Origin of the sequence: Mesorhizobium sp. M7A.F.Ca.US.002.01.1.1 (genome assembly GCF_004022955.1) — a bacterium.
Taxonomy (GTDB): Bacteria; Pseudomonadota; Alphaproteobacteria; order Rhizobiales; family Rhizobiaceae; genus Mesorhizobium; species Mesorhizobium ciceri.
Map to the genome: position 1 here is coordinate 1 of NZ_RZQE01000312.1, position 7,070 is coordinate 7,070.

Annotated in this window: 6 protein-coding genes; all 6 read left to right on the plus strand. The window is 63.1% G+C overall.

Annotated elements, in window-relative coordinates; all coding sequences use genetic code 11:
• A partial coding sequence (locus EN932_RS24685) for a M3 family oligoendopeptidase (protein WP_128369131.1) occupies positions 1 to 1,244 on the plus strand: 1,244 nt, incomplete at its 5' end.
• A gap of 361 nt (positions 1,245 to 1,605) precedes the next feature.
• Positions 1,606 to 2,361, plus strand: a complete 756-nt coding sequence (locus EN932_RS24690; RefSeq protein ID WP_127368889.1) for a proton-conducting membrane transporter — start codon at positions 1,606 to 1,608, stop codon at positions 2,359 to 2,361.
• A 182-nt stretch (positions 2,362 to 2,543) separates the two neighbouring features.
• Positions 2,544 to 3,689: an aminodeoxychorismate synthase component I gene (locus EN932_RS24695; protein WP_127368890.1), complete on the plus strand. Its 1,146-nt coding sequence runs from the start codon at positions 2,544 to 2,546 to the stop codon at positions 3,687 to 3,689.
• Entirely contained in the window at positions 3,638 to 4,300 is a 663-nt protein-coding gene (locus tag EN932_RS24700; RefSeq protein ID WP_127368891.1) for an aminotransferase class IV family protein, read from the plus strand. Before EN932_RS24695 ends, EN932_RS24700 begins: the two co-directional genes overlap by 52 nt.
• Positions 4,301 to 4,303: 3 nt before the next feature.
• Positions 4,304 to 5,239, plus strand: a complete 936-nt coding sequence (locus EN932_RS24705) for a DUF3445 domain-containing protein (protein ID WP_127385190.1) — start codon at positions 4,304 to 4,306, stop codon at positions 5,237 to 5,239.
• A gap of 130 nt (positions 5,240 to 5,369) precedes the next feature.
• Positions 5,370 to 6,815 carry a homospermidine synthase gene (locus EN932_RS24710; protein ID WP_013529731.1) on the plus strand — a complete coding sequence of 482 codons (1,446 nt, stop codon included), beginning with the start codon at positions 5,370 to 5,372 and terminating at the stop codon, positions 6,813 to 6,815.
• Positions 6,816 to 7,070: the final 255 nt, after the last annotated feature.

A 7,070-nucleotide genomic window follows, 5' to 3' on the forward strand; every position in this document is an offset into this window, starting at 1 on the left:
ACCTTCGCTTCCACATCGACGGCGAGGAACTGACGTTGGAGCCGGCGCTGAACCGTCTGCAGGACGCCGACGGCGAGGTGCGCCGCCGGGCGTCCGAGGCGCTGGCCACGACCTTCCGCAAGAACTTGCGCACCTTCACGCTGATCACCAACACGCTGGCCAAGGACAAGGAGATATCCGACCGCTGGCGTGGCTTCGAGGACATCGCCGATTCACGCCATCTGGCCAACCGCGTCGAGCGCAGTGTGGTGGACGCCTTGGCCTCCGCCGTTCGCGATGCCTATCCGCGCCTCTCGCACCGCTACTACGCGATGAAGGCACGCTGGCTGGGCATGGAGGTGATGAACCATTGGGACCGCAACGCGCCGTTGCCGGATACGCCCCAGGCGATCATCGGCTGGGACGAGGCCAGGAACACCGTGCTGTCCGCCTATCAGCGCTTTTCGCCCGACATGGCCGAGATCGCGCGAACCTTCTTCGACCGCAACTGGATCGACGCGCCGGTGCGGCCCGGCAAGTCGCCTGGCGCCTTCGCGCATCCGACCGTACCGTCGGCGCATCCCTATGTCCTGCTCAACTACATGGGCAAGCCGCGCGATGTGATGACGCTGGCGCACGAGCTTGGCCATGGCGTGCATCAGGTGCTGGCCGGCGGCCAGGGTGCGCTGATGGCCTCGACGCCGCTGACGCTGGCCGAGACGGCATCGGTCTTCGGCGAGATGCTGACCTTCCGCTCGCTGCTCGACCAGACCACCGACCGGCGCGAGCGCAAGGCCATGCTCGCCCAGAAGGTCGAGGACATGATCAACACGGTCGTGCGCCAGATCGCCTTCTATGAATTCGAGCGAAAGGTGCATGCCGAACGCAAGAACGGCGAACTGACCTCCGACAGGCTGGGTCAGTTCTGGCTCGAAGTGCAGGCCGAAAGTCTGGGTCCCGCCATCAAGCTGCGCGAAGGCTATGAGGTGTTCTGGACCTACATCCCGCACTTCATCCATTCGCCCTTTTATGTCTATGCCTATGCTTTCGGCGACTGCCTGGTGAACTCGCTTTACGCGGTCTACCAGAACGCCGAGCGCGGCTTTCAGGACAAGTATTTCGAAATGCTGCGCGCCGGCGGCACCAAACATCATTCCGAGCTTCTGGCGCCATTCGGGCTCGACGCCACCGATCCCGCTTTCTGGCAGATCGGACTTGGCGTCATCAGTGGCCTGATCGACGAGCTGGAAGCGCTCGACACTTGAAATGCGCGCCCAGGCGTCGCTCTAACAGTTTAGCCGGAATGCATGTTGGGACAGCTCTACTATCACCCTAAATATCTGTTCTTGAAGTACTCTCCACCGAAGTTTTCCGATAGCTTTCCACAAGCTCTATGATAGCCTTCGCTCCAAGCTCAGCCGGAGCGCATGCGGATCGGCGAGGAGAAATCTCAGCCGGCCGTGGCGCTCAGGCGAACGCGACAACGGCCGTTGGCCATGGGCAAGCAAAGCCGATCGCCGACAGCTCGAACCGAAGCCGGCTGTTCTGCTTACCGCGGAACCACCAAGAGTAGTCCTTCGCCGAAGATCATGACCCACGGCAGACGGATCTGACTGGAGAGAGACAATGGGCACTTTTTTCTACGTGGTCCTGGCGTTCCTGATAGGCGTATTGGTCGGCTGGTTCCTTTGGGGGCGCCTGCGCGGTGAACTCGACAGCTTGCGCGGCGATCTCGACCGTACACGCAGCGAACGCGACAGGCTGCGCACCGACAGCGACCGCCTGACCGGCGAACTCGATGCATGCGGCAAGACCCGCGCCGACCTTGAGCGCCGGCTGCGCGAAGCGTCGGCCGCACCTGCCGCCGGAAGCAGCGCGGCAAAACCGGCAAGCCAGGCGCCGGCGGCCCTGATGTCGACCCCCGCGACGGCCAAATCCGCCACCACAAAGCCCGCGACGGCCAAACCGGCCGCTGCGAAAGCGGTCTCTGCCAAGGCGGTCCCTGCCAAGCCGGCGGCGAAACCCGCCGCCACCAAAACCTCGGCTCCAGCCAAATCCGCAACGAGCAAGCCTGCAACAGTCAAGCCTGCAACAGCCAAGCCTGCAACAGCCAAGCCAGCATCCGGAAAGCCCGACAATCTGCGTCGGCTGATCGGTATCGGTCCGGTCAATGAGAAACTGCTCAAGGCACAAGGCGTCACCAGCTTCGCCCAGATCGCGTCCTGGACAGCGGCCGATATCAAACGGATCGAAGACGTCATGAATTTCGATGGCCGCATCGCGCGCGAACGCTGGATCGAGCAGGCCAAGCTGCTCGCCGCCGGCAACGAGAAGGAATTCGCCAAGCAGTTTCCAACAGCCGGAACCTCCAGCAACAGCTGATCGCCAGGCACGACCTGAAGATTGCAAGCGGCGGCGCCATATCGGCGTCGCCGTTTGCTCTTGGTTCCTGAGTTGGCCCAAAGGTCGGCTTTAAGAGGCAGCGTGCCGTTCCCTCGATTGCGCGCGGGCGGCACCCCATATAGAGCGGTTGATGGCTTCATTGACCGCAGCATTCGGTGCCCATGTCCCTGCCCGCCGCAATTTTTCGCAATGACAAAAGCGCGCGCCAGCTCGTTTTCGACCGGCCGGCCAATATCATCGTGGCGCACGACGCAGGCGATTTCGGGCCGGCTCTGGAAGCAGCACAAGCCGCGCATGATGCAGGCAAATGGCTTGCCGGCTATTTCTCGTATGAGGCGGGCTACTTGCTCGAACCCAAGCTCGTTCCCCTGCTGCCGAATGGACGCCGCGCTCCACTCGTGTGCCTTGGGGTTTTCGATGCCCCGGTCGAACAGGCGGTGCCGCCGCGCAATACGGCGGCGACCAATGGCCCGATCTTCGACGCCCGTGCGACGTGGTCGCCCGAGGATTATGAAAAACGCTTCTCGCGGCTGCACCAGCACATCCGGCAAGGTGATTGCTACCAGGGCAATCTGACCTTTCCCGTGCATGCGCAATGGTCAGGCGAGCCGCTGGCCGCCTTCGATGCGTTGACTGAACGTCAGCCGGTGAAATATGGCGCGCTGATCGCGCTCGGTGAACCCATCGTGCTGTCGCGCTCGCCTGAACTGTTCTTCGAGATCGACGCCGAGGGCATGATCGAGACGCATCCGATGAAGGGAACGGCGCCGCGCGGCGCCACCAAAGCCGAGGACGAACGGCAGAAGATCTTCCTGCGCAATGACGAGAAAAACCAGGCCGAAAACCGGATGATCGTCGATCTCCTGCGCAACGATATCTCGCTGATCAGCGAGGTGGGCACGCTGGACGTGCCGGCGCTGTTCCGCATCGAGACTTACCCGACCGTGCATCAGATGGTGAGCGACGTCAGGGCCAAATTGCTGCCGGGTCTCTCTATCCGCCAGATCTTTGCGGCGCTGTTTCCTTGCGGTTCGATCACCGGCGCGCCTAAGATCCGGGCCATGGAGATCCTGCGCGACCTGGAAGGCACGCCCCGCGATGCCTATTGCGGCGCCATAGGCTGGATCGCGCCCGGCGGCCCGATGCGCTTTTCCGTGGCGATCCGCACCATCTCGCTCTTTTCGGGCGGCGAGGCCGTCTACAATGTCGGAGGCGGCGTCGTCTTCGATTCGACGGCGCAGGAGGAGTATCAGGAGTGTCTGCTGAAAGCGCGCTTCGCGACGGGAACACCGCCGACTTTCAGTTGATCGAGACCATGCGCTGGGAACCCGGCTCGGGCTTCCTGCGCTTCGATCGTCATCTTGCGCGCCTCTATGGCTCGGCGGCGGAACTCGGCTTCCGCTGTGATCCAGGCACGGTCGGCGAGGCGCTGAGCAGCGCGGTCGGCGGTTCCGGCGTTGCCATGCGCACGCGCCTCGTCCTGTCGCACGATGGCGAGGTGACGGCCTCTGCGCAGCCTTATGAACCGCTCGCCGCCGACAAGGTCTGGATGCTGCGGCTGGCGCGGACGAGGCTCGATTCGAACGACACGCTGCTGCGCCACAAGACCAGCCGGCGACAGCTTTACACGCGTGCTCGTGCCGAACACCTCATCACGCAGGCCGACGAGGTGCTTATGGCCAACGAGCGTGGCGAGATCTGTGAAGGCACGATCACCAATGTCTTTGCCGATCTCGGCGACGGCGTGCTGGCGACGCCCCGGCTCGATTGCGGCCTGCTGCCTGGCGTATTGCGCGCGCAGCTTCTGGATGAAGGCCGCGCCCGCGAAGCGATCTACAGCTTGGACGATCTGAAATCCGCCAAGTCCCTGTTCGTCGGCAATTCGCTGCGCGGACTGATCCCGGCAAGACTGACCTGAGACATGACGTCCCCAAAACATACGCTGCCCACCCACACGCCCTATGACGGCTCGTCGAAACTGTTCAGCATCGGGCTGAAGCCGCTCGACCCGGCGGCCTGGATCGAGGTCGACGGCCATCTGCTGCCGTATCTCGCCGAAAAGCACCGGCTCTATGCCGAAATCCCAGAGCGCGTTTTCGTCGAGGAGGACGGCACGCGCGACGCCCAGCAGGAAGTGCTCGACTTGCTCGCTGCGCATCTCCCGGAGAGGTTCCCCGAAACCCATCGGCTCGGCGGATCAGGCGTCGAGGTGGCGGGCGCGGCGAGCCGTCTGCCTGCTTCCCTCGCCGATGCGCCGCTGGCCAAAGCCTCACTGCTCGTCCAGGAAGACCTGATCCTGATGCGCAGCAGTGACAGCGGCTGGCGGCTGGTCGCCGGCTCGCTCTGCTTTCCCTCCTCCTGGTCGCTCCTGGAAAAGTTCGGCAAGCCGCTGCAGGACATCCACGCGCCGGTGCCGGGTTTCGGCCCGGGCACGCGTCCGGCGGAACTCATCAACCGGATGTTCGATGGCCTCCAGGGGCAGGCCGTCGAGCGCTACAACTGGTCGATCCAGTCCGACAACGCGCTCTACCATCCGCTCTCCGACCTGCAGCGCATCGACCGCGCCACCAACCGGCCGTCGCGCTTTCCCGATGGCGACATCGACGCCCATGCCTTCATTCGCGTCGAGCGGCAAACCCTGCGCAAACTGCCTGTTTCACGCGATATCCTGTTCACCATCCGCATCCATCTCGACCCGCTCGCCGTGCTGGCCAGGCACCCTGATCGGGCGAAGCTCGCGGTGTCTTTCGCCGCCCAGCTCGAAGCACTCGATCTCGCCCAGCTCGACTACAAGGGCCTGACATCGGACCGTGATCGGCTGATGACGGTCCTTAACCACATGGCCAATGACGACTGATCGCTGGTTGGCGCTTTTCGCTGGTTTGTGACAATGATCTGTGATGTAGCGCATGGCCGCCGGGCAAAGATGCCCGGTTTTGTGTGTGCGTTTTCCCAGTTTCCTGGGCTTTGAAGGAGTGCTCGATAAAATGGCGAATGAAAACTGGCCCGTTTACGGTGAGATCAGCGGCCCTGTCGTGATGATCGGCTTCGGCTCGATCGGCCGGGGAACGCTGCCGCTGATCGAACGCCATTTCAAGTTCGACAAGTCGCGCATGACGGTTATCGATCCGCGCGACACCGACCGCAAGCTGCTCGACGAGCGCGGCATCACCTTCGTCCAGGAAGCGGTGACCGAGAAGAACTACAAGAAGCTCCTGACCCCGCTTCTGACCAATGGCGGCGGCCAGGGCTTTTGCATCAACCTGTCGGTCGATACCGGCTCGGTGGACCTGATGCGGCTCTGCCGCAAGCTCGGCGTGCTCTACATCGACACCGTCGTCGAGCCGTGGCTCGGCTTCTATTTCGACGCCAAGGCCGACAACGCCAGCCGCACCAATTACGCGCTGCGCGAGTCGCTGCTCAAGGAAAAGCACGACAAGCCCGGCGGCGCCACAGCGGTCTCCACCTGCGGCGCCAATCCAGGCATGGTCTCGTGGTTCGTCAAGCAGGCGTTGGTCAATCTCGCCACCGATCTTGGCCTGGAGTTCTCGGAGCCCGCGCAGGACGACCGCGAGGGCTGGGCCAAGCTGATGAAGAAGGCCGGCGTCAAGGGCATCCACATCGCCGAACGCGACACCCAGCGCACCAAGAAGCCGAAACCGATGGATGTGTTCTGGAACACATGGTCGGTCGAAGGCTTCATCTCCGAGGGCCTGCAGCCCGCGGAACTTGGCTGGGGCACACACGAGACATGGATGCCGAAGAACGCCAAGAAGCACAAGCACGGCTCGAAGGCAGCCATCTACCTGGAGCAGCCGGGCGCCAACACGCGCGTGCGCTCGTGGTGCCCGACGCCCGGCGCGCAATACGGCCTGCTGGTGACCCATAACGAGGCGATCTCTATCGCCGATTTCTTCACCGTGCGTTCGAAGAAGGGCAAGGTGCATTACCGCCCGACCTGCCACTATGCCTATCATCCCTGCAACGACGCGATGCTGTCGCTTGACGAGATGTTCGGCGCCGCCGGCAAGCCTCAGCCGGTGCATCATGTGCTCGACGAGAACGAGTTGATCGACGGCGTCGACGAACTCGGCGTGCTGCTCTACGGCCACGACAAGAATGCCTACTGGTACGGCTCGCAGCTGTCGCTCGCCGAGGCGCGCAAGCTGGCCCCCTACCAGAACGCCACCGGCATGCAGGTCACCTCGGCGGTGCTCTCGGGCATGGTCTGGGCGCTGGAGAATCCCGAGGCCGGCATCGTCGAAGCCGACGAGATGGACTACAGGCGGTGCCTGGAAGTGCAGTCCCAGTATCTCGGACCGGTCAAGGGCTACTACACCGACTGGACGCCGCTCGATAACCGTCCCGGCCTGTTCCCGGAAGACCTCGACCGGAACGACCCGTGGCAGTTCCGCAACATCCTTGTGCGATAGCAGCACCGCCCACCTGCCTCACTGCCTTGCAATCGCCCGGAAATCGGGCGATTGAAGGGATGCGGACCATAGCGATACGTATTCATCTGGACGCACGTCGCTCTGGAAACTTGGATGCACGCCTCGTGCTTGTCGAAAATCGATTTCCGATTTTTGGGCCGATGCGAGAGGAGAGGATTTTCACATGATCATTGCGCGCAAAATTCTTTCGATGAGCGTGGCGGGTGCCCTTGCGGCGGTGCTCGCCGCCTGTGC